Source organism: Sphingomonas psychrotolerans (genome assembly GCF_002796605.1).
Taxonomy (GTDB): Bacteria; Pseudomonadota; Alphaproteobacteria; order Sphingomonadales; family Sphingomonadaceae; genus Sphingomonas; species Sphingomonas psychrotolerans.
Genome location: NZ_CP024923.1, coordinates 4,311,065 through 4,333,223, shown reverse-complemented (window position 1 = coordinate 4,333,223; position 22,159 = coordinate 4,311,065). Strand labels below are relative to the sequence as shown.

At 66.0% G+C, this 22,159-nt stretch carries 19 protein-coding genes; 7 read left to right on the top strand and 12 right to left on the bottom strand.

Going from position 1 to position 22,159, the window contains the following annotated elements:
* Window positions 1–78: 78 nt before the first annotated feature.
* Entirely contained in the window at window positions 79–2,613 is a 2,535-nt protein-coding gene (locus CVN68_RS19740; protein WP_100283705.1) for a TonB-dependent receptor domain-containing protein, read from the bottom strand.
* A 343-nt stretch (window positions 2,614–2,956) separates the two neighbouring features.
* On the opposite strand from CVN68_RS19740, the gene CVN68_RS19735 reads away from it, so the two are divergent.
* Window positions 2,957–4,078, top strand: coding sequence for an MBL fold metallo-hydrolase (locus tag CVN68_RS19735; RefSeq protein WP_100284555.1), 1,122 nt, complete (start codon window positions 2,957–2,959; stop codon window positions 4,076–4,078).
* A gap of 33 nt (window positions 4,079–4,111) precedes the next feature.
* On the opposite strand, the gene CVN68_RS19730 is transcribed toward CVN68_RS19735, so the two are convergent.
* Window positions 4,112–4,576, bottom strand: a complete 465-nt coding sequence (locus CVN68_RS19730) for a low molecular weight protein-tyrosine-phosphatase (RefSeq protein WP_100283704.1) — start codon at window positions 4,574–4,576, stop codon at window positions 4,112–4,114.
* 74 nt (window positions 4,577–4,650) lie between these two features.
* Between CVN68_RS19730 and CVN68_RS19725 the strand changes: the two genes are divergently transcribed.
* Window positions 4,651–6,210, top strand: a complete 1,560-nt coding sequence (locus CVN68_RS19725; protein WP_100283703.1) for a spinster family MFS transporter — start codon at window positions 4,651–4,653, stop codon at window positions 6,208–6,210.
* A gap of 93 nt (window positions 6,211–6,303) precedes the next feature.
* Window positions 6,304–7,854 (top strand): N-acyl-D-amino-acid deacylase family protein, encoded by a 1,551-nt coding sequence (locus CVN68_RS19720; protein ID WP_100283702.1) that lies wholly within the window; start codon window positions 6,304–6,306, stop codon window positions 7,852–7,854.
* Window positions 7,855–8,218: 364 nt separating this feature from the next.
* Here CVN68_RS19720 and chrA read toward each other — a convergent pair whose 3' ends face one another.
* From chrA to CVN68_RS19700, 4 genes are all read right to left on the bottom strand, one after another.
* On the bottom strand, window positions 8,219–9,736 hold the full coding sequence (gene chrA, locus CVN68_RS19715; RefSeq protein ID WP_100283701.1) for a chromate efflux transporter: 1,518 nt from the start codon (window positions 9,734–9,736) through the stop codon (window positions 8,219–8,221).
* Window positions 9,733–10,569 carry a chromate resistance protein ChrB domain-containing protein gene (locus CVN68_RS19710; protein ID WP_100283700.1) on the bottom strand — a complete coding sequence of 279 codons (837 nt, stop codon included), beginning with the start codon at window positions 10,567–10,569 and terminating at the stop codon, window positions 9,733–9,735. Before CVN68_RS19710 ends, chrA begins: the two co-directional genes overlap by 4 nt.
* 201 nt (window positions 10,570–10,770) lie before the next feature.
* Window positions 10,771–11,184: a DMT family transporter gene (locus CVN68_RS19705; protein ID WP_100283699.1), complete on the bottom strand. Its 414-nt coding sequence runs from the start codon at window positions 11,182–11,184 to the stop codon at window positions 10,771–10,773.
* 149 nt (window positions 11,185–11,333) lie between these two features.
* Window positions 11,334–11,693 (bottom strand): hypothetical protein, encoded by a 360-nt coding sequence (locus CVN68_RS19700; RefSeq protein ID WP_199560143.1) that lies wholly within the window; start codon window positions 11,691–11,693, stop codon window positions 11,334–11,336.
* A gap of 234 nt (window positions 11,694–11,927) precedes the next feature.
* Here CVN68_RS19700 and CVN68_RS19695 point away from each other — a divergent pair, with 234 nt between their 5' ends.
* Window positions 11,928–12,545: a DUF4136 domain-containing protein gene (locus tag CVN68_RS19695; protein ID WP_100283698.1), complete on the top strand. Its 618-nt coding sequence runs from the start codon at window positions 11,928–11,930 to the stop codon at window positions 12,543–12,545.
* Between the two features lie 379 nt (window positions 12,546–12,924).
* Here the strand turns inward: CVN68_RS19695 and CVN68_RS23460 are convergent, their stop codons facing one another.
* Complete coding sequence (locus CVN68_RS23460; RefSeq protein WP_158298974.1) at window positions 12,925–13,425, bottom strand: hypothetical protein; 501 nt, start codon at window positions 13,423–13,425, stop codon at window positions 12,925–12,927.
* A gap of 265 nt (window positions 13,426–13,690) precedes the next feature.
* Entirely contained in the window at window positions 13,691–14,119 is a 429-nt protein-coding gene (locus CVN68_RS19685; protein WP_100283696.1) for a lysozyme inhibitor LprI family protein, read from the bottom strand.
* Window positions 14,120–14,289: 170 nt separating this feature from the next.
* Here CVN68_RS19685 and CVN68_RS23735 point away from each other — a divergent pair, with 170 nt between their 5' ends.
* Both CVN68_RS23735 and CVN68_RS24090 read left to right on the top strand, forming a co-directional pair.
* Window positions 14,290–14,922 carry a hypothetical protein gene (locus CVN68_RS23735; RefSeq protein ID WP_199560142.1) on the top strand — a complete coding sequence of 211 codons (633 nt, stop codon included), beginning with the start codon at window positions 14,290–14,292 and terminating at the stop codon, window positions 14,920–14,922.
* A gap of 49 nt (window positions 14,923–14,971) precedes the next feature.
* Entirely contained in the window at window positions 14,972–15,673 is a 702-nt protein-coding gene (locus tag CVN68_RS24090) for a DUF1772 domain-containing protein (protein ID WP_233503442.1), read from the top strand.
* 139 nt (window positions 15,674–15,812) lie between these two features.
* On the opposite strand, the gene CVN68_RS19670 is transcribed toward CVN68_RS24090, so the two are convergent.
* Together CVN68_RS19670 and CVN68_RS19665 are read right to left on the bottom strand one after the other, a co-directional pair.
* Entirely contained in the window at window positions 15,813–16,343 is a 531-nt protein-coding gene (locus CVN68_RS19670) for a superoxide dismutase family protein (RefSeq protein ID WP_100283694.1), read from the bottom strand.
* Between the two features lie 64 nt (window positions 16,344–16,407).
* Window positions 16,408–17,451, bottom strand: coding sequence for a hypothetical protein (locus tag CVN68_RS19665; protein ID WP_158298973.1), 1,044 nt, complete (start codon window positions 17,449–17,451; stop codon window positions 16,408–16,410).
* A gap of 155 nt (window positions 17,452–17,606) precedes the next feature.
* Between CVN68_RS19665 and CVN68_RS19660 the strand changes: the two genes are divergently transcribed.
* Window positions 17,607–18,959, top strand: a complete 1,353-nt coding sequence (locus tag CVN68_RS19660; protein ID WP_100283692.1) for an alginate export family protein — start codon at window positions 17,607–17,609, stop codon at window positions 18,957–18,959.
* Here CVN68_RS19660 and CVN68_RS19655 read toward each other — a convergent pair.
* Window positions 18,937–19,713 (bottom strand): hypothetical protein, encoded by a 777-nt coding sequence (locus tag CVN68_RS19655; RefSeq protein ID WP_158298972.1) that lies wholly within the window; start codon window positions 19,711–19,713, stop codon window positions 18,937–18,939. The genes CVN68_RS19660 and CVN68_RS19655 overlap by 23 nt on opposite strands.
* Window positions 19,714–19,856: 143 nt before the next feature.
* The gene (locus CVN68_RS19650) at window positions 19,857–22,022 is read right to left on the bottom strand and encodes a TonB-dependent siderophore receptor (protein ID WP_158298971.1); all 2,166 of its coding nucleotides are present in this window, start codon (window positions 22,020–22,022) and stop codon (window positions 19,857–19,859) included.
* Window positions 22,023–22,159: the final 137 nt, after the last annotated feature.

Here is a 22,159-nt window from a genome sequence, read left to right as displayed (position 1 = left end):
CCCTCGTTGAAACAGCCCCCCCTGGGGCAGTAGAAAGGAAAGCCCGGGCCGCACGCGGCGGCCCGGATTGTTTGAGGATCAGAAGTCGAAGCGGACCGAAGCCGAGATCGTCCGGCCGTTGATGGCGCGCGCCGTCACCTGACCACTCGCGGGGATCGACCCCTGCGTGATCTCGGCGAAGCCGAGCGTGTCGAACAGGTTGTTGGCGTTCAGCATCAGCTGGACCCGGTCCGCAGGCCGGAACTGCACGAAGCCGTTGACCGTCGTGTAGCCGGGCATCTTCAGCTGGTTGGTATCCTGCGCGAAGCTGCTGGTGGTGCCCACGACATTGGCTCCGACAGTGAACAGCTCGGTCGAGAATTGCGGCGTCGCCTGGAAGATGAGCCGCGCCTGGTGCCGGGGGATATTGTCCACGAGCTGGGGATGGGCCGCATCCTCGGAGATCTTGGCGATCGTGTAGGTCGCGCCCGCCGTGAGACTGAACGGACCGTGCTGGAACCCGCCCTCGAACTCGACGCCCTTCGCGCTGTACTTGCGGGCGATCTGCTCGACCTGCACCGAACCGTCGGGCGCGCTGTTGACCTGCATGTTCCGCTCGCCCGTGCTCGCCAGGAAGCCGGTGAAGTTGAGCGTCACGCCCGCCTTGCGGAACTTCACGCCCAACTCGGTCTGGCGGACCGCGTCATAGGCGCCCTCGGGATCGAGCAGGCTTCCGTCGAGCGCGCTCACCGCAGGGGTGAACAGGATCCGGTCGGCCGCTGCGCGGCTGCCCCGGCTGTAGCGGGCGAAGACCGCCAATGGCTCCGAGACGCGGAAGTTGATGCCCGTCGAATAGCTCAGATACTTGTAATTATAATCGACCGGCGCGGGCTGGGTGAGCGGCAAAACCGCGGTCTGGCTCTCGGGAAACGAGATCACGCCGTCGCCGTTGATGTCGACCGGCCGGATGCCGACGCGGCCACCGCCCAGATCGGCGCCGAACACCGAACCCTGGACACTGCCGAAGTCATAACGGACGCTGCCGCCGATCGCGACCTTGCCGATATGGTAGTTGACCGAGGCATAGGGCGCGCTGACGTCGAAGTTGACGTCGTAGCGGCGGCGATAGCCGGCGGTCCCCGCAGTGCTGAAGCTGGTATAGCCGTCCTGCGTGATCGGAACGCCGCCCGCAGTGGCGATGTTGACGAGCGCGGCATTGCCGCCACCGACCACGTCCGACAGGATCGTCGTGAACGACCAGTTGGCGTCGAACTCCTGCGACGATTTGTAGAAGCCCGCCGTCGTCGTCAGCTTGCCGCCGCCGATCTCCCACACGCGGGTGGCGCGCAGGTCGTTGGTCATGTTGTCGAGGCTGTCGACCTGGATGTCCATCAACAGCCCCATGGCGAGCAGCCCGTTGCCGTTGAGCGACGCGGGATTGGTGATCGCCTGGCCCGCATTCGGGCCGGTCGCATAGCTCAGCCGCGCGCCGGGGCCGCCGAACTGGAAGGCAAGCCCTGCCGCCGGGGCGAGAGTGAGCGGAATGCTCTGGGTGAGGTGCGCGGAGATGTCCGCGAAGCGGAACTTCTCGGTGATCGTCCAGTCGCCGAGCTCGAACTGCGTCTCGACCCCGAACGACTTGACCGTGGGATGGGTGCCATCGCGGGCGTCGTGGCTAACGACCCGGTTGTTGCCGTCCAGCGCCACGACGTTGGTGATGTAGGGCGACAGCAGCGAGTCCCGCTTGATGTCGAAGTTCGCGATGTTGGCGAAGCTCGGGTCGGCGTTGGTGCCCGTCACGCCCACCGGCACGGCCTGATAGCCGGGCGTCCGGTCGTCGAGCAGCTTGCCGTAGAAACGAACGTAGCCGCCGGTGAACTCCTTGGTGATGTTGAACTTCACCTGGCCGCCGCGATAGCCGTCATAGCCGATGTCGCGCGGGCCTTCGCCGCTGCGATAGAAGCCGCCGACATGGAAGCGCAGCGTATCGCTGAGCTTGCTGCCATATTCGAAGTCGACGCGCTTCTCGCCGTAATCGAGGCCGACGGTCGCCTGGATGGCGCCGCCTTCGACGTCGCCGGTCTTGGAGAGGAGGTTGATCACGCCGCCGGGCGAGTTCGACGCGAAGGTCGACGCGGATCCGCCCCGGATCGCTTCCACCTGCGCGAGGTTGAGGTCGGCGCGCATGAAGACGTCGGGCGACATGAAATTGATGTCGCCGAATTCGAGCACCGGCAGGCCGTCTTCCTGCAACTGCAGAAACTTCGAGCCGGTCGACGCCAGCGGCAGGCCGCGGATCGAATAGCTGGCATTGCCTTCGCCGCTCACGGCCTCTGCGCGGACGCCCGGGATGTTGCGGAGAATCTCGGCGAGCGAGCGGGCGCCGAAGAGCTCGATCTGGTCGTCCTTGAGCGAGCTGGTCGAAGTCGCGCTGTTGAGACGGTCGCGGCCCTTGGCGACGCCGGTCGAGAAGACTTCTTCCTGCTGCGGCTTCTTGGCGTCCTGCGCCGGCTCCGCGGTCTTGGCTTCGGCTTCGACCTTGGGCACAGCCGGATCGTTCGCCGTCGTCCCGGCAAAGGCAGGCGTCGCGAGTGCGAGCGGCGCAGCGGCAAGGAAGAGGGTACCCCGTTTCATTTAACTATGCTCCCGATGGGATTATTGCTCAGCGTTATAGGATGAGTTCGGAGGGAGCCGGGACGAGGACTGTCAAATATACCGACAGATCATGGCGAAATCGCCGGAACTTCTCTGAGAGGACGGCGCGCGTTTCCGCACTTTATCGGAGGCGCCGGGAAGTTCATGTTAACCATGTCTCGCTACGCGTGGAGGAAGAAACGCCCTCTCACGGCAGTCCGTCCGCGATCGGCCGACCATTGCGGATACCGAACCTCGCCGGCTCGTCTTGCCCACGCGCCGCTTGTATCTGCTGCTTTGCGCAGGCAATTTGGCGGACGCCCGCAGATTCGGAAGGAAGCCGATGTCGCCGCCGCCCGACGCCTTTCCGCCTGACGCCTTTTCGATCGCCCGGCGGGCATTGCTCGGGGCGGGAATCGCGGGCTTCGCCGCGGCCGCCGTCAAGTCCGCCGCAGCGACCCCGTCGATCCCGTCGGTCGACTCGCTCGAGCTGCAGGTGCTGGTCGACAACGCCACCTTCGGCCCGTTCCTCCCGGACCTCGACCTTCCGGGGCTGAAGCTCGTCCGCAACGGCGGTCACGGCCCCGCCGGCCGGGTAATGTCGCGTCGGTCGCTGCAGGCGGAGTTCGGCCTCTCGCTGCTTGCCACCTCGCAGCGCGCCGGAAGGACCGCGCGCGTGCTCGTCGATTTCGGCTATTCGCCCGAGACGGTCCGCAACAATCTCGCCTTGCTGGGCATCGACCTCTCGGACCTCGATACCGCGGTACTCAGCCACGGCCATCTCGATCACTATGGCGGGTTCGCCGGCTTCTTCGGCGCGCACGCGCGGCGGCAAATTCCGCTCTACGTCGGCGGCGAGGAGGCGTTTTGCGAGCGACTGGCATTGATCGGCAAGCCCCCGCCGCTGATGGGCGCGCTCGACCGCGCCGCACTGGCGCGGGCCGGTTTCGCGGTGCGGATCGCCCCGGACCCGGAAGTCATCCAGGGTCAGGCCTTCACCACCGGCACGATCCCGCTCGCCAGCTTCGAGCGCGCCGCGATCCCCACACAGATGCGCCCCGGCAAAGGCTGCGCGGCTGCCGGGCTAGGGTCCGCCAAGCGTGACCTCGCCCAGCTTCCCGACGATGGCGAGCATGAACTCGCGACTTGCTATGCAGTGAAGGGGCTCGGCCTCGTCGTGATCGCGTCGTGCAGCCATCGCGGCGTGATCAACAGCGTTCGGCAGGCGCAGAAGCTTTCGGGGATCGACAAGGTCCACGCCGTGGTCGGCGGCTTCCACCTGGTCCGCCCGCGCACCGAGGACGAGGCCCGCCGCACCGTCGCCGAACTCGCCGCGATCGATCCCGCCTGGATCGTGCCGATGCATTGCACCGGCGAAGTGTTCGTGCAGGAAGCGATGCGGGTGATGCCCGCGAAGATCATCCGCACCTATGTCGGGAACCGGCTGACCTTCGCGGCAGCATGAGCCGCAGGCCTTTTGAGCCTCACTCCTCGAGCCTCACTCCTTGAGCACCCTCACCAGCGCATCCGCCGCCCGCGTCACTTGCTCCCACACCGCGTCGAAATCGGCTGCATCGCCATAATAAGGATCGCGCACCGCCTGCCCGGCGCAGCCCGGCACCTGGTCCATCAGCAGCTCGATCCGCGCGGTGCAGCGTCCCGGCGCAATTGCGTGCAGATCGAACAAATTCTGCGGATCGAGCGCCAGGATATAGTCGAAGCCGGTGAAGTCCGCCCCGCGCACCCGCCGCGCCCGCCTCGCCGAAATGTTGATCCCGTGGCGCAACGCCACGGCCTGACTGCGTGGATCGGGCGGATTGCCGATCTGCCATTCGCCGGTCGCGGCGGAATCGGCCACCGCCACGAGCCCCGCACGGTCCGCCGCGGAGCGAAACGCCGCCTCGGCCAAAGGCGAGCGACAGATATTGCCGAGGCACACGAACAGCAAAGACGGCGGACGCACTGGAAATCCCCTCTTTCGTAAACGCGGTATGCTCTGCTAGCCTCGTGCCTACGACATAGGACAGGAGAGAGTGGATGGCGAGTTCCAGCGCGCCCGCAGCCGATCACAAGGCCGGGCCTTATGCCTGGTACGTCCTGATCGTCCTGTTCCTCGTCTATGCCCTGAACTTCATCGATCGCCAGATCCTGACCATCCTCGCCCCGCACATCCGCCGCGATCTCGGGCTCAGCCACGCCGATATCGGCTTCCTCTACGGCACTGCGTTCGGCGTGTTCTACGCCTTGTTCGGCATCCCGCTCGGCCGTCTCGCCGACAGCTGGCACCGGGTGCGGCTGATGACCATCGGCCTCGCGCTCTGGTCGACGATGACTGCGATCTCGGGCCTGTCGCGCAACGGCCTCCAGCTCGCCGCTGCGCGCATCGGCGTCGGGATCGGCGAGGCGACCGCGAGCCCCTCGGCCTATTCGCTGATCTCGGACTGGTTCCCCAAGCGCCAGCGCGCCACTGCGCTCGCCATCTATTCCGCGGGCATCTATTTCGGCGGCGGCTTCTCCTTGTTCCTCGGCGGCGCGATCGTCGACTGGTGGAATGCGGCCTATCCCGGCGGCGGCCCGTTCGGGCTGGTCGGCTGGCAGGCGGCGTTCATGGCAGTCGGCCTGCCCGGCCTCGTCCTCGCCCTCTGGGTGCTGACCCTGCGCGAACCGATGCGCGGGCTGTCCGAAGGCCTCGTCGCGCCCAGGCACCCCGCGCCTTTCAAAAGCTTCCTCGAGGATCTGTTGACGATCATCCCGCCGCTCACCGTGATTGGCGCCGCTCGCAACGGCGCAAACGCATTGCTGCGCAACCTCGTAGTCCTCGCGTCGGTCGCCGCGGCGATCTATGCGCTGGTCCGGCTCGGCGAGCCGCTGCCGCAATGGCTCGCGGTCGGCATCGGCGTCTATGCGGTGTACAGCTGGTCGGCGGCGCTGCGCCACCGCGATCTGCCCACGTTCAAGTTGATCCTCGGCACCCCCGCCTTCCTCGCGGTGGTTCTCGCTTACGGCCTCAATGCCTTCCTCGCTTATGCCGTGGCGGGGCTCGCCCCCAGCTATGCAGCGCATGAATTCGGCGTATCCAGCCGCGAGGCCGGGCTGTGGATCGGCGGGCCGGCGATCCTCGGCGGCTTCCTCGGCGTGACTCTCGGCGGGATCGCCGCGGATCGCCTGCGCCGGCGCTGGCCGTCGGGGCGGATCATGGTGATCCTGTTCGGCAGCCTCGCCCCGGTGCCCAGCCTCGTCATCGCCTTCACCACTGCCGACAAGGCGTTGTTCTATGCGATGCTCCCGATCACCCAGGTCTTCGCCAGCTGCGCGCTCGGCGCCGCCGCCGCGGCGACGCAGGACCTCGTCCTTCCCCGGATGCGCGGCACCGCCACCGCCGCCTTCTTCATCGGCACCACACTGATCGGTCTCGCATTGGGTCCGTATCTGGCGGGCCGCGTCGCCGATCTCAGCGGCAGCCTGTCGACCGGGATCCTCTCGCTGCTCGTCAGCCTGCCGCTCGCGCTCGCCGCGGCGATCACTGCCTTCCGCCTCGTCCCCGCCGCCGAGGCCAGCCGCGAGGCGCGCGCCAGGGCCGCGGGCGAGCCGCTATAGCCGCACGGCATAGCGGCACGATCAGCGGCCGGGTTCCCCGCAAATCGGCGCCGGGCTAGCCCTGTACCATCACGGTCCAGGGGGAAGCGGTTCATGTCCCGGAATTTGACGCGGCGGCAGCTGATCGGTGGCGCTGTGGCGGCCGGCGGGCTGGCGAGCTGGCCCGGCCGCGCCGCGGCACCGGCCGGAAGCACCTTGTTCCGCGAGGTCCTGCTCGTGGACGGCACGGGCGCGCCACCGCGGCTCGCCGATGTGCTGGTCACCGGCGACCGGATCGCCCGGATCACTGCGCCCGCTGCCCAACAGCGCGTAACCGCCGCCCGGATCGTCGCGGGCGAGGGCCGAATCCTCGCGCCCGGCTTCATCGACACCCACAGCCACGGCGATCCGCTGGAGAATTCGTACGAAAGCTTCCTCGCAATGGGCGTCACCACGATCACGCTCGGGCAGGACGGCAGCGGGCCGAGGCTCGGCAAGGATCTCGATCTGCGCAGCTGGATGAACGCCGTCGATCGCGCGCGCATCGACGTGAACGTGGCGACGCTGTCGAGCCATGGCACGCTGCGCCGCGCCGCGAACGTCTCCGATGCGGTCCGCCATCCCGACGATGCCGGGCTCGCACGGATGGCCGCGCAGCTCGAAGCCGAGCTCCGCGCCGGCGCCTTCGGTCTGTCCTATGGTCTCGAATATGTCCCCGGAATCTATTCGGAGACGCGCGAGCTCACCCATCTCGGCCGGGTGGTGAGCCGCCGCAACGGCGTCGTCATGAGCCATATGCGCTCGGAGAATGACGCGGAGATCGAAGGTTCGATCGACGAGCTGATCGCATCGTCGCTGCCCGCGCGCCCGCACATCTCGCATCTGAAGCTGGTGTTCGGCAAAGGCGAGCAGCGCGCCCGTGCCCTGCTCGACTTCCTCGCCGCGAAGCGCCGCGCGGGGATCGATCTCACTGCCGATGCCTATCCCTATACCGCCGGCTATACTGGCGTGGCGATCCTGTTCCCCGAATGGGCGCTGCCGCCCGGCGATTATGCCGCGGTGCTCGCCGGGCGCCGGCAGGAGCTGCGCGACTATCTGGAAAAGCGGATGATCCGCCGCGGCGGTCCCGAGGCGCTGCTGCTCGGCACCGCGCCTCATGCCGGCAAGACCGTCGCCCAGGCCGCAGCCGAGGCCGGGCTCGCTTTCCCCGACTTCCTCGTCAAGCTGGGGCCCGAGGGCGGCTCGGGCGCGCACTTCACCATGGACAAGACGCTGCAGGACGTGCTGCTCGTCGACCCCCACGTCGCGATCTCGACCGACGGCGGCCCCGGCATGCGCCATCCCCGCGCGACCGGAACCTATGCGAAGCTGATCGAGGACTATGTCGTGCGCGATGCCAGGCTGCCGATCGAGCAGGCGATCCGCAAGGCCACCGGCTTTCCCGCCCGGATCCTGCGCCTCGCCGATCGCGGCGTGATCCGGGTCGGCGCAAGGGCCGATCTGATCGTCTTCGATCCCGCCAAGGTCAAAGCGCGCTCCACTTATGTCGATCCGTTCGCCCGGGCGGAAGGATTCGATCTGGTGATGATCAACGGCCGCCCCGCCTTCGAACACGGCACACGGGTCGACACGCCCGGCCGCCTGCTCCGGAGTTCGACTGCCTGAGGCATTCCGGGGCTTATCGCCGTCATAGGGGGACAAACCGGCAAGCGAAGCACCGGAAATATAAACAGGAACTATGAACCACCAAGATCGCTATGTTATTATCGTTGGATCCTGATGGCATTCTGACGCCTGAGAGACAGAAATATGTGCTCCCGCCCAAATGAGATGGGATATGCGCATGTCGCAGTTTCGATGGGTCAGCGGAATATTTGTCGGATCTTTGCATCGCGCCAAGAACGATGCTCCTGGCGGTGCGCAATACATGCTGACATCCCTTGAGTGTCTCGCCAAAGCGGACGAGGCGGAGACTTACGGTCCGACCTGTCCGTTGCAGTCGCAACGGGACGGGTATGTCAGGGTCGCCTTAGGCTGGCGCAGGGTGGCCGCGCTCGCCCAGGCGCAAGAGCGATGGGCAACGCACCATCTGGCCGTCTGAATTCGAAGCGACAGTGCGGATGCGCGCGCTCGCGTCGATGGACAGGGAAAGCCCGCTCCGCGTCGCCATCGCCGGAGCGGAGAGGGCCGCGCCGAGGCAGGCGCAGGCGCCGAGCACCGGCAGCACTCCCAGCCTGAACCGGAACACTGCCACCACCGCGCCGAGCGTGAGCAGCAGCGCCGGCCAGTCGATCGTCGCGGGCACCGGCACGTCCAGCGTGCCGCCCGCGAACGGCACCGCCCGGACCTCGCCGAAGAGCGTGTGGATCGCGAACCAGATCGCGAGGTTGAGGATCACGCCCACCACTGCCGCGGTGATCGCGCCCAGCGCCGCCGACAGCGCCCGGTTGCCGCGCAGCCGCTCGACGAACGGCGCCCCCGCGAAGATCCACAGGAAGCACGGCACGAACGTCACCCAGGTGGTGAGGATCGCCCCCAAAGTCGCGGCGAGCAACGGCGGCAGCCCGGTCGCCTCGCGCATGGCGGCGAGGAAGCCGACGAACTGGGTCACCATGATCAGCGGCCCCGGCGTGGTCTCGGCCATGCCCAGCCCATCGAGCATCTCGCCCGGCTTCAGCCAGCCGAACGTCGCCACCGCTTCCTGCGCGACATAGGCCAGAACCGCATAGGCGCCGCCGAACGTCACCACCGCGAGCTGGCTGAAGAACGTCGCGATGCGGCTGAACACATGGTCCGGGCCGAGGGTGACGAGCAACGCCGCGACCGGCGCCAGCCACAGGACCAGCAGGATACCGGTCACCCGGATGGTCCAGCCGGCGCCCGGCCGGGCATGGTCGGGAAGTCCCTCGCCGAGCAAGGTGTCGCGATCGTGGACGATCTCCCCGCCCCCGCCGCCATGCCCGCCGCCGCCCTGGAACGCGGCAATCCCGGCGCGCCCGCCGAGATAGCCGATCGCGCCGGCGGCCAGCACGATCAATGGAAACGGCGCGTCGAACACGAAGATCGCGAGGAACGCCGCCGCCGCCAGCCCGCGCATCGCGTGGTTGCGCAACGCCCGCGATCCGATCCGCGCCACTGCCTGCAGCACCACCGCCAGCACCGCCGATTTGAGCCCGAAGAACAGCCCTTCAACCAGCGGTATCTGTCCCAGCAGCACATAGACGAAGCTCAGCCCGAGGATCGCGAGAAAGCCCGGCAGCACGAACAACGCCCCCGCCACCAGCCCGCCGCGGGTGCGGTTGAGCAGCCAGCCGATATAGGTCGCCAATTGCTGCGCCTCCGGCCCGGGCAGCAGCATGCAATAATTGAGCGCGTGGAGGAATCGCTCCTCGCCGATCCAGCGCTTCTCCTCGACGAGGATGCGGTGCATCACTGCGATCTGCCCGGCCGGCCCGCCGAACGACAATGCCGCGATCCGCGCCCAGGTCCGCGCCGCCTCGCCCAGCGGCAACAATTCGCCGCGCGACTCCACTGCCGGCGCGCTCATGCCCGCGCCTCGCGGGGCCGGTGCGAGGTCCAGTCATGGGTCTCGCCGCGCGCATCGCGGCACCAGCGATAGAAAGCGTCGTACAGCAGCATCCCCGCTTCGAGCTGTTCGAGATCGTCGGCATAGATGCGCGACAGGCCGAGCGAGGCGGCGAGCAGCCCCGCGGCCTCGGGGACGATGTCGACGCGATCGGTATCGGCACCGCGCACGATCGTCGCCAGATGCGCGAGCGGCGCGATTCCGCCCAACCCGAGTTGCTCGACCATCACGTCGAAAGTGCAAAGTTCGCCGCGATGGCTCCACCGCACGCCCTGTGCCGCGACATCGAACGGCGCCGCGCCGAATTGCTCGGCAACCGAAAGCACGTCGCCGGGATTGACGAACAGGAACACCGCGTGCGGATCGACGAAACGGCGGATCAGCCACGGGCAGGCGATGCGATCGACCTTGGGCCGGGCGCGAGTCACCCAGACCGTCCGTCCGCCTGCATCGCGCTTCGGCAGCAGCGCGTCGGGCACCAGCGGCAGCCCCGCCGCGCGCCACGCCGCCTGGCCGCCTTCGAGTATCTCGGCATCGCAGCCTTCGTGCCGCAGCAAAGCGGCGACGCCGGCACTGTGTGCGCCGCCGTCCGGACAAAGCACGACTGCGCTGCGGCCGGCCAGCGCCGGCGCCCAGTCGACGATGCCGGCGGGATCACGGCGGACGGCGCCCGGCAGCAACAGCGGGTCGGCGGCGAACGCTGCGTCGTCGCGCGCGTCGATCAAGGCGGGCGCGCTTGCGGTTCCGATCAGGCGGTAGAGCTTGTCGCAGCTTATGGCATTCAATTGCGGCATGATGCGTCCTCGGGAGGCTGGGGACGCGATACTTCAGCCTGCCGCCTCATGGGGAGATCGCGATCCCCATGACGCCATTTGCCCATCGCCGCACGGGGTTGTCAACGGGCGGGGGCTTGTTCCGGGACCCGCCGCACCCACTGGCCGCCATGGTCGCTGCAAGGCCTTGGGCGGCCTCCGATCAGGAAGCCGCCCGTTCGGTCACTGCGTATGAAGCGAGTTGGAAAATCCATTGATGAGAACGACGCCCGCAATGATCAGCGCCAGCCCCGCGATCGCCGGAAGGTCAAGCGACTGCTTGAAATAGAACACGCTCACGAGCGAGACGAGAGTGATGCCGAGTCCCGACCAGATGGCGTAGCCCAACCCCAGGGGAATCGACCGAAGCGCCTGGCTGAAGAGCACCAGTGCGAGCAGGTAGAGAAGACAAGCGATGATGCTGGGCGCCGCCTTGGTCAAATATTCGGATTTGTTGACGAACGAGCTGGCGGAAACCTCCGCGATGATTGCACCGATTAAAAAGCCGTAAGCTTGCCACACGTATATTCTCCGTTCCACTTTCAGAACCGGGATCGTGACGGCGGGCGAAACAGAGTCGGTGTCCACGCGCGCCATCGCCGATCCAGGTCGGTTGACGCCGCGGCAAATCGAACCCGCGTGGCGGGCGCAGGAACTACCAACCTGCTGCTCTGATTTCGGCTGGACGCTCCTACGTCGACCGGAGGATCGTGTCACGCGGGTTTACGCTCGGCTGGCCGCTGCGTTCACTGATAGCGCAGCGTCTTCTCGAATCCCTCGTTCGCCTTGGTCATTTTCGCCAGTTTCCTGAGGTGACCGCGAACATGCCGTTCGAACCGCACATTGTCGTAGATGCCCGTCGCCTGATATTCGTCCTGGCCGATCAGTTCCTTGAGGCGCCTGGCGAGCGCTTCCTGATCGTTCGTGCAGCCCGCGGCTTTCAGCGCACGGCAAACCCATTCCTCGGCCGCGGCCTTGTCATAATCGTCCTGCGCTTCATAGCCGCGCCGGTCCGCCGCGGCCTGATCCAGCCTCGCAGCCTCGAACCGGCGCTCCAGCCATTTGCGGACCAGTTCGCCATCCCACGCGTTTGATGGATTCGACATTGCTCTCTCCAGACCGATCCGCATTGCCCCAATAGATGCGGCAAGGACAGCGGCTACGCCCGACGGGAGCGATGGAGGCAACTCCGACAGTCTAGAACTCTGGAACGCGGTGCTGCAAGACCTTGGCGAGCATCCTGGCATCCTCCTTGAGGTGAGACGTCGTCCGTGTCATCGTGCGTCGCGGGCAAGACTCCGCTCCGATCGGGCGGCCAAAGCTATGCGAGGAGAGCTGACATGCGATTTTGCGCGGCAATCGGAATCGCAATTCTGGCCACGGCAGGAAGTGTTTCGCCTCTCGGCGCCACGGCAGCCGTCAGCGGGCGCGTCGGGGCCGAGGCGCCTCGAACCTTCTCCGTCGTTGCGGCGGAAGGCCGGTTCACTAATTGGGAATTCAAGCGGATCGCCAGGTTCGTAACGGCGCACCTGCAGAAAAAGGGCTATCGCGTCGCCGGTCGAGATCAGACACCTGACATGGTCGTGAAGCTTCGGTTGAGTGGCAAGGTCCTGCGTGATCTTGGCACCAATATGGAGTTCATGTCCCGGCCCGCTGCGCGGAGCAGCGCGGCGGGCGAGGACTACCCCTATCCTTCCGGGCAACTTCCCGCGGGTCGAGGGGGCCGCAACCTCTGGCGCGGGACTCCGGCGGCCTGGGAGGTACACATGAAAGTCGAGATCTCGCGCCAGGATGGCAGGGTGCGGTTGTTCGAGAAGGCATCCCACAAGCAAGTCGAGCGAACCAATATCGACGGCGCCTCGCGTGCGCTGGTCGACGCAACGCTCGCGACCTTTCCATCTACTGAAAGCCAGGCCACGGCGGTCACGGACTTGTTCCGGCGCCCACCAGGCGCCTGAATGATGCGATAGAGGCGCGTTGCCGGCGCTTGCGGCGCGGTAAATCCCCGAACGATCCCGAATGAGGGTGGAGGCGGCAAAGCCGCGCGCTGGTTGATGTCGGCCCGCCCCCTGTCGGCCATCCGGCTGGCTGGCCCGCAACGCCAGCTGTCACGCACTCCTGCCCAAAGCTGCAGGTCTGCAGACGTCCCGAAGTCGGCCGTTCCGCCGGCCGGTCTACAGGCCTGTAACCTGCCGTCAGTCAGCTAACTTGCGACACCAAAGAGTCGTCGCTGCAGGATCGGCACGTGTTAGTCGATGACATGCGCTCCGAGCGACCGTCGAAAAATCGCTCCGCCGTTACACTGCTAGAAAATCTTGGACGTCGGACCGCAAGCAATTAGTTTTTTGGAGTATCGGCAAACCTCAGTTTGGGCAGTATGTGGCTTCCATCATTGACGACATAGCGCAAACGCTCGGCGAACCATGCTTCCGCTTTTGGCCAATCCTTGAGACTGACCGGGAGTCGCGCGATGTGGTTCAGTTTGTGATCGTATAGATCCAGGTGCTGGAAAGGAATGACCATAACACTGATAATAATTTGCCCAAATCCTGCCAAATCAGAGATAGGAATAGATTTTCTTTTAAAGAGACGGTGGTAGACGATATTTTCGCCCTCGATGCTCCAACGTACATATTGCATAGCGATCCCGAAGACCATGAGGCCGATAAGGAAAACGCCAATAGCGACTCCTGACCAAAGTTCTTCTGAAGTTTGATTTTCGGGATGTGTGTAAATAGTATATATCATAGCCACCAATGCGCCCGCCGCACCTAAGCAAACAAACCATCCCAAAGTTCTTTTTGCCATCCCGGTCTTAAATACGAGATCATCCTGCATAAGATTCCACCTATAAGATCATTGTGGCCGAAGGTAGTGGTCGATGGGTAGCGTGACCCCGCACCGAACTAATCGCCATGTCGCAGATGAGCGGAAAAAAAGGCCCACCGTTGGATGGTCCAGATCGTCGGGTTGATCCAGTCCTGCTTTGATCAGAAAATACCTTGAAAGCTGCTTCGTAGATGCCGTGGAGCATGCCATGTCACGGAAATCCTGGAGGGAAATATCCCCGTCCGAACCGAACGCAAGGTATTGCATCGTGTGATCAGGAACCGCGTTGCGGGAGGCCGGCGACGAAGCCGTCAAGCGACGCGGCTCGGCTGATATTGAGCTCATAGACGCAAGCGAGTTGCCAATGCTCCCGCGCTGTCCCGATCGACCCGCCGGCCAGCGCGGACGCGAAGCCGCATTCGCGGGCACGAAAGCGCAGGAACTCGGCATTCGACGTCGCCAGGGCGCCCCGAGCCTGTGCCCGATAGCGAACATCTTCATCCCAGTTCTCGATCCGCGCCACCGCATCCCTCTCGGCCGTGGCGAGACGGGTGGCGCTCTCCCCGACATACGCTTTGAGGCAGTTGCCGAAGGCGACCTGTGAGAAATTTTGCAAGCTGCAGATGTCCCGCACTTCCGCCTGCGAGGACGGCTTGACCTGAGAGGAAGCAAGCAGCGACCCAACCAGAATTAGTGCAAACATGAAAGCCACCTTTGGTCGCCGCGAACGCTCGCACTCTACTCATAAGACCGTTCCCCCTTCGAGTCACCGAAAGCGGATTCTCAGGACACAAACCCAGACGCCCGAACGTGTCTGTGACGCCCCCGGTAGCGGACGTTGTTCGTTCGGAGGCCGGAGCATAATGTGCCTCCATGCCGAACCCGCATGACAAGCTGATCGCAGCTGCCGCCAAGGAGATACTCGGGCCGACTGGTTTTAATCGTAAGGGCCGGTCGCGTATCTGGATCAAAGATCACGGCTGGTGGCTGAGCGTGGTCGAGTTCCAGCCGAGCAGTTGGGCTAAGGGCAGCCACCTGAACGTCGCCGCACATTGGCTATGGATCGAACAGGATCATTTGAGCTTCGACCATGGCGGACGTGTCGAGCCATTCGTCGAATACACATCTGACGCCCAATTCCAGTTTGAAGCTACGCGCTTTGCCGAGGCAGCTGCCGAAAAGTCGGTCGAACTGGAGCGAACCTTCAACTCTATCGAAGCTGCCGCGGCGGTGCTTGCTGTAAAAGAGCGCGAGCTACCCGAACAAGCCCGGGGCAGCTGGTCCGCCTATCACGCAGGGATGGCGGCTGGCCTGTCCGGTGGGACCGCCGATGCGGCGGGCCTCTTCAATTCGATTCGAGACGCGCGCGTGCGCCTCGCTGTGGCGCGCGTTAACAACAGTCTCGCCGACCCGGACGAGTTCCGACGCACGACAGACGTTCTCATCGCCGAGCACAGGAAAGCTCTTGGCTTCGAACCAGTCAGTTCGATGTCCGCTATCGCCTGATAAGCGCCTGAAATCCGACCGGCATCTACCCACCATTCTTGCCATTCGGATGCAACGATCGGCGCAACGAGCCAAAAGCCGGCCGGCAGGTATCGGATGCTGTCGAAAGGCGAGCGCCCAGGTGCGGGCATCCGACGGCTTGCAATTGTCGTCGGCACCGACCATTTTCCAGATGCCGAAAATAGAGTTGCAGGTCGGTAGCTCCTGCGCCCGTTCATCGGGTTCTTCCCAGCCGCGGCGTCAACCCAACGTGTTTGGGAAGGCGCTGACACGGGTATCGCGCCTTCCCGGCCAATGCCGAGGAATTTCGATGTTTCAACTCTCGATAGCGGCACTCGTTTTCGCTACGCTGTTCGCAGGCGCGGCACTCTACATCAGCCTCGTCGAACATCCTGCGCGGCTCGGATTGGCAGACGGCCCCCTGCTTGCGCAGTGGCAACCCAGCTACAGGCGAGCGTTACCTGTTCAGTCCGGGCTGTCGGTCCTCGGCGGCGTCGCGGGACTGATCGTCGCTTATCTTTCGGCGGATTGGCGATGGCTTGCCGGAAGCGTCCTGTTGCTCGCCAATTGGCCGTTCACGCTGTTCCTCATCATGCCGGTCAACAAGCGCCTGATGGCGATGCCGGAAAGTGAGGCCGGTGCCGAAAGCCGTGCGATGCTGGTGCAATGGGGAAACCTGCACAACGTCAGGAGCGCGCTGGGCGCAGCGACGACGCTGCTCTTTGCGTGGGCGTTGGCGGCTGCAGGCTGACGCGCCACTCACCCCTCAATCCTCCCCCGCCCGGGGGGGTGGGCATACGAAGCAGACGGAGGGGAGGATGCACGACGGCTGATGAACGCTCCCCCTCCGTCGCTTCCAGCAATCCCGGCCAGCGCGCGCGGCTGCCCGCTCACATCGCCTGGAAGACGCCGCAGGCGATACGCCCGCCCGAATTGCCCGAGGGATCGGTCTTGTAGTCGTCGGCATTCGCGTGGATCACGATCGCCGCGCCGTCCTCGTCGAGCAATTGCTGATAGGTGCCGCCGGGCAAGGTGAAGATCGTCCGGTCGCGCCCGCCCGCGGCGACATCGAGATTGGGCATGTCGCCGGCATGCGGGCCCGCGGGGTTCTCCTTGCCGTGCTGGTGGGTGGTCGGGTTCCAGTGCGGCCCGGCGCTGGCGAAGTCGGGCGCGGTGCATTTGCCGATCGCGTGGATATGGGTGCCGTGCGGCCCCTCGGGCAGATTGCCGGCTTCGACGATCACCCGGATCGCGCCATCGACTTCCTCGGCCACTGCGGTGCCGATCTTCTCGCCCGCCGGGTTCACGATGTCCGCCTGCGCGCGGTAATGCCCCGCCATGTAGCGCGCATTCTGCTCGGGCGTCGCGCATCCGCCCAGCATTGCCGCGACCGCAATCGCCCCCATCGCCACGCGCTTCATCTCGTCACTCCCTGAACTGTCCGTCCCCCTCTAATGGACCGTCGCCGCGCCGGTTCCAAGGGGGTCAGGCCCCGCCGATACAGTCCCCGTCGCGCTTCCCGCTCACGCTGCCGATGCCGAGCGCGATCTTCGCCCGCCGCGAGAAGGTCAGCGCCTGCCAGCGCCCGCTATTCCCCACTGCGGTGCGGCTCCTGAGAAAGGTCAGATGGAGCAATTCATATTGCTCGGGATCGATCCGGCCCTTGTCGAGCATGCATCGCCACTGCGCGACGTTCCACGCCCAGTCGCGCCCCACGCCGTCCTGGTCCACGCTTCGGCTGAGCCCTGCATACCAGTCGAAGATCGCCCGCAGCCGCTCGCCGCGCTCGCTTTCGGACATCGCCGCCAGCTTGCCGCGCAGCCGCGCCAGATCCTCGTCGGCGGGAAAGAAGCCCTGCTGGACCTTGGTGTCCACTGCCCAGCGCACTTTGCGCATCGTGATCTTCTGGCCGCGAAACACCCGCAGCAGATCCTCGCGCACGGCCAGCAGCAACGCGACATAGGCGTCGGTCTGCACCTGCAGCATCGCGTCGCTCTCGAAGATCGCGGTGAGCTCGCCGAGCATCACCGGGTTCAGCTTCCCGTCCGGCCCGTGCGCCGCGAGGATGCCCTTGCGGCATTTGTCCTTCACCGGCACTTTCATGCAATCGCGCGAGAACAGCAGCTTTCCGTACACCGGCGCCAGCGCCTTGCGCGTCCGCCCGAAGCTGCCCCCCAGCCGCTGCTTCCACGCCGTCAGCACCGGCTGCAGGCTGCCGGTGCCGTAATTCCACTGGCTCATCCCCACCGACACCAATTGGCTGTCGAAATTGCCCACCGGCATCGCCCAGCAGCCCATCGTCTCGGGGATCGCAGTCTCGGCCATCCGTTCGAACACCGCCGCACGATCGAGCCCGATCTCGCCGAGCAGGGCCGCCGCCGCGGGATCGATCCGCAGGAACGCCGCCTCCCCCACTCGCCGGCATTCGGGCAAGGCCGTCGGCGCCGCGGCCGGCAATTCCTGCGCCGCGGCACCCGCGCTCCCCAGCAGCGCCAGCGCCACCACCAGCATCCCCAGACCGTGCCGCAAACCCGCTCCCCCGATTGCCCCGCTTAGCCTATGTCCCGCCGCCGGCATTGACAATCGCGGCGCAATTGGCGGAGTTGGGCCGCATGGGGGCCGCGGTCTCCCCACGAGGCGACAGCCGAAGCATCGCGTCCCGAACATTCCATGAGGACGCCGTCATGCCCGTGAATCCTGTCGCCCCCGCCCGCTTCGCGCTGCTGTGCGTCGCGCTCGGCGCGAGCGGGATCGCCGCGCCCGCGGCGGCGCAAGACCTGTCGCTCTCGGGAACCGCGCGGCTGCGCTACGAAGCGATCGACGGTCAGGCCCGCGCCGGGTTCAACACCGCCGACGATCTCGTCAATCTGCGCACCATTCTGCTCGCCGAATATAAGCATGGGCCGGTCCGTCTCGTCGCCGAATTGTGGGACAGCCGCGTCTATGGCGGCGACGACGGCACGCCGATCACCACCAGCGAAGTCAACACCGCCGAGCTCGTCCAGGCCTTTGTCGAATTCCGCGCAAAGGACCCGCTCGGCGCGGGCAGCAACTTTTCGCTCCAGGCCGGCCGCTTCCTGCTCAATCTCGGTTCGCGCCGGCTCGTCGCTGCCGACGATTATCGCAACACCACCAACGGCTATACGGGTCTCCGCGCCGATCTCGGCTGGCAGGGCGGCTGGAAGGCCTCGCTGGTCTACACGCTGCCCCAGCAGCGCCGCCCCGACGCCCCGGCCGACCTGCGCGACAACAAGGTCGCGCCCGACCGCGAAGGCTTCGATCTCGTCCTGTGGGGCGGCCTTGTCAGCCGTGCGCGGACGATCGGCCCCGCCACGCTCGAAGCGTCGTTCTTCCACCTCGCCGAGCGTGACCGCCCCGGCCGCCCGACCCGCGACCGTTCGCTGAACACCGCATCGCTGCGCCTGATCGGCGATCCCGCCCCCGGCCGCGCCGATTTTGAAATCGAGGGCATCGTCCAGCGCGGCCGCGTCTCCACCGGTCTGTCGGCCTCCGCCCCGCGCCAGCAGGTCGCCGCCTGGTTCGCCCATGCCGAAGCCGGCTACACCTTCGCGAGCGGCTGGAAGCCGCGCATCGCGATCGAATATGACCATGCCAGCGGCGATCGCCCCGGCGGGCACAACACCCGCTTCGACACCCTGTTCGGCATGCGCCGCGCCGATCTCGGCCCCTCGGGTCTCTACAACGCCTTCGGCCGCGCCAATTTCATCAGCCCTGGCCTGCGGATCGAGGCGACTCCCGACAAAAACACCGACTGGATGACGACGCTCCGCCCGATCTGGCTCGCCGCCGCCGAGGACAGCTTCTCGACGACCGGCGTCCGCGACCCCGCCGGCCGCTCGGGGTCGTTCGCCGGCACCCAGATCGACGCCCGGCTGCGCCACCAGCTGACCAAAGCGCTCAAGCTCGAGCTCGACGCGGTGCTGCTCGCCAAGGGCCGCTTCCTGCGGGATGCGCCCAACCCGCCGCCGGGCAAGTGGACCAAATACGCGTCGGTCAATCTGACGGCGGCATTCTGAGCGCATCAGAAGCCGTCGCCGCCTCCCTCTCCAGTCGCTTCTTCGCCGCGGCGATCCCCTTGAGGAGCACGGCGTTTGTCTCCTCGCGCGTCGCCCGCCGCCTGAACCCCGGCGCGCCCGCCCGCTCGCGGGGTCCCGCCCCGGCCGCGCGCTGCTCGTGCAGCACGAGCGCGCGCAGCAGCGATTCCGAATAGCGCCAGCGCTGGCCGATCACTTGCCCGCCGTGCACGATCGGTTCCTCCCAGCCCAGCACCGCGCGCTCATAGGCCGCCTGCTCGATCGTCACTGCCTGGGTATCGAGCGCCGCCTCCCAATCCGCCGCGAACTGCTTGCATTTCTCGCGCAGCTGATAGGCCGAAGTCGACGAGATCCGCGCCCGCGCACAGGCGTCGCGCACCGATCCGGTCTCGGAGAGTGCCCGCAGGAACAGCTTGCGCCGCGCGTCGTTCCAGCCGTCGCGCCGCAGCCGATGGTCGCCCAAAGGCTCCTCGGCCAGCGCCCGCACGGCCTTGCCCTGCTCGGCGATCCACGCCGCCTGCTGCTCGGCGACCACGGCGTCCCAGCGCGCCGCGAACCCGGCATCGCGCCTGCGCCGTTTATACGCCACCGACGCCGAGCGCCCGATCGCCGCTGCCGCCTCGCGCACCCGACCGGTCAGCCGCAGCGCGAGCAGGAACGCCTGTTCGGTATCGGCACTCCAGCGCGCGAACGGCCTTGCGGCGGGCCGAAGCGCCCAATCCGGCGGCATGGACATGGATGCACCTCCCCTGTGAGAAAGACGCCAACCATATATGCCTTTATTTCCTACATTGAAAGAACCAAATAGGAACATTTCTTGGTGCGGCGCGGCAGGGGTAGCGCGCCGACCCCCGGTCAGGCGCCCCCCGGCGCATCCGCTCAGAACGCGTATTTCAGCGTCACGCGTCCATTTCTCGGCTCGCCATATACGAAGCCGGGGAACCAGCTGTTGCCGCTGAAGAAGGTCTGGTCGAACAGATTGTCGACATTGACCTGCAGCGACAGCTGCTTGCTGAGATCGTAGCGCGCCATGATGTTGACGATGGCATAATCGGGCTGGCCGATATTCTCGACGATTCCGGTGCCGGGGTTTTCCGCGGTGACCGGCGGCTGGCTCTCCCATTTGAGCGCGCCGCCGATGGTCAGCCCGTCGAGTGTATTGGCAAAGTCATAGGCGGTGGCGAAATTGAACACCCGGCGCGGCTGATGGCTGAGCACGTCCACATCGTCGGCATCCTTCGCGCTGTAATGGCTCCAGCCGGCGCTGACATTCCACTGCGGCGTGATCTTGCCGACGATTTCCAGCTCATAGCCCTTGGCCACGGTCCCCATCGCCCCGCGCCAGGCCGGGTTGGCGGTGCCGGGCACGAACTGGCCGGGATCGGGAACCGCGAGATTGTCCTGCTCGATGCGATACACCGCCGCCGTCGCGAGGAGCTGGCCGTCGAGCAACAGTGCCTTCAGGCCCGCCTCGTAGCTCTTGCCTTCCAGCGGATCGAGCAGCCGGCCCGCACGATCGCGCACATTGCCCTGCGGCTTGAAGATATTGGTGTAGCTCGCATAGGCCGACAGATTGCCGGTGATGTCATAGACCAGCCCGGCATAGGGCGTGAATACGCCCTTGTAGTTCAGGCGATAGCCGGCCCCGCCAAAGGCATCGGCATCCTCGTTGCGCTTGAAGCTGCTCACGCGTCCGCCGCCGATGACCTTGAGCCCGCCGATCAGGCTGATCCGGGTCGTGCCGTACAGCGCGGTCTGGGTGGTGTTGCCCATGCCCGACAGCACATAGCGCTCGCCCCATTCGGGTTCGGCGAGCGCGCCGTCCCAGCGATTGAAGTCGCCGACGGGATCGATCGCGACGGGGTCGCGATTGGTCCAGCCGCCGTCGAGATGGCTCGCCATCGCGCCGAAGGACAAATCATGGGTGCCGCCGAGCAGCGAGAAGGTGCCGTTGGCCTGAATGCTGCCGTGCCACTGCTCGGGATCGGCCTTGTACCAATAGCCATAGCTGTTCACTCCCAGCCCGGTCACCCGGTCCGGCGTGCCGTCGAGCCACAGCAGCTTCGAATCTTCGAGGCCCTTGTGATAGCCGAGGTCGCCGCGCACGTTCCATCCGCCACCCAGATCGTGAGTCAGCGTGGCGAAGGCGGATATCTCGGTGGTGTTCCAATGTCCCCAGTCGGTGCCGGTGGTCTTGGATCGCGGCCAGTCGGTCCGCGTGCCGTCGGTATACCAATAAGGCAGCTGCGCCCACATCACGCCGTCGCGGTCGTCGCGCTGATAGCTCGCGCCGAACGACAACCTCGTGCGCTCGCCCAGATCGGCATCGATCACGCCGTACAGCACCAGACCCTGCTTTTTCTCGCGATCGACGAAGCCGTCCTGCCGATATGCCTGGGCGACGGCGCGCATCCGCACCGTTCCCGCGGCATTGAGCGGCGACTGGACATCCACCGTCGCGGCGAAGCGATCCCATGAAGCCGCTTCGAGGCTGACATAGCCGGCGAATTTTCCGGCATCCGCATGCTTGCGGATCAGGTTGACCACTGCCGATGGATCGCCCGCGCCGTGCATCAGCCCCGCCGCGCCGCGCACCAGATCGACGCGCTCGTACAGCGCGGTGCTGGTCTCGCCAAAGCCGACATTGCCGTTGGCGAACGGCGCCCCGTCGAGCTGGAAATTCTGGACCTCGAAGCCGCGCGCGGAAATCGCGCTGCGCCCGCGATCGATGTCTTTCTTGGAAATGCCCACGGCGAAATCGAGCGCGTCGTTGATCGACGTCAGCGCCTGGTCGGTGATCTGCTGCCGGGTGATGACGCTGATGGTCTGCGGCGTTTCGATCGGCGTGAGGGGAAGCCCGGTCGCCGTGGTGGGCTCGTTGCTCCGGCCATAGCCCGTGACGACGATGTCGGCGTCCTCTGCTCCGTCCGCGTCCGGGGCCGCGTCCGGCGCCGGGTCGCTCTGCGGCGCGTCCTGCGCATGGGCCAGTGCCGGAACGAACAGCCATGCCGAGCCTGTCAGCAGCAAGCGAAATGAACGGCGCATATTTCCCCCTTTTCGACTTCCATCGATGCATTTCATCGTCCGCCGCGCCGACGCACCCGATCGCCACCCGGCACGGCCAGTGCTGCGAGGCTGCGGTAGATGGATGCAAACGCGACTGCCGAACCACGATCCGGCAT